The sequence below is a fragment of the Methylobrevis pamukkalensis genome, assembly GCF_001720135.1.
GTDB classification, from domain to species: Bacteria; Pseudomonadota; Alphaproteobacteria; order Rhizobiales; family Pleomorphomonadaceae; genus Methylobrevis; species Methylobrevis pamukkalensis.
Window position 1 is genome coordinate 1 of the sequence record NZ_MCRJ01000320.1, and the last position, 507, is coordinate 507.

Sequence of the window (507 nt, forward strand, 5' to 3'; positions counted from 1 at the left end):
GGAGGGTGAGCTGCCGCGAGAACGACGGCCAGTGGCTCAGCGAGGACCGGGACGGATTCAAGTTCAGGATCAAGAACCCGTTGTCTCAGGCACGCAGCAGCAAGCACCATTTCCTGAAGCGCCTCAATGCAAGCCGAGCGCTGAGCAGTCGTTTCATCAGAGCGCGCCATGGCGCTATCCTTCCCGGCAGCGTCCGACCTCGACGGGCACTAGCGCCGGATGCGCCGCTGGAGATCATGGCGTTCGGGGATGACATGGAAACCCTCGATCGCTGGATTGTCCATCGGATGACCGAAGGCGGCGACCAGCGTGAAAGCATTTGGGACTGGATGGCCTGAGAGCGCTCGAGGAGCTGCTTGCCAGCCATTTCGAACTGAAGGCCCACATTGGCATCAGCCTTGCTGACGATGCCATGACTATTGAGCGGCTTACGGCCGAACAGGCGTGGATCCTCGACTCGCTCGCAGACAACAAGGAAATGGCGATCTCGGGTGGTGCGGGCAGTGG

1 protein-coding gene and 1 pseudogene are annotated in these 507 nt (G+C 61.1%); both read left to right on the top strand.

What is annotated here, in order from left to right; genetic code table 11:
* Positions 1–338, top strand: a pseudogene (locus A6302_RS23340) (hypothetical protein); the annotation flags it as partial.
* Positions 320–507: hypothetical protein (locus A6302_RS23815; protein ID WP_210183435.1), on the top strand; the 188-nt coding region annotated here is incomplete at its 3' end. The pseudogene A6302_RS23340 and the gene A6302_RS23815, both read left to right, overlap by 19 nt.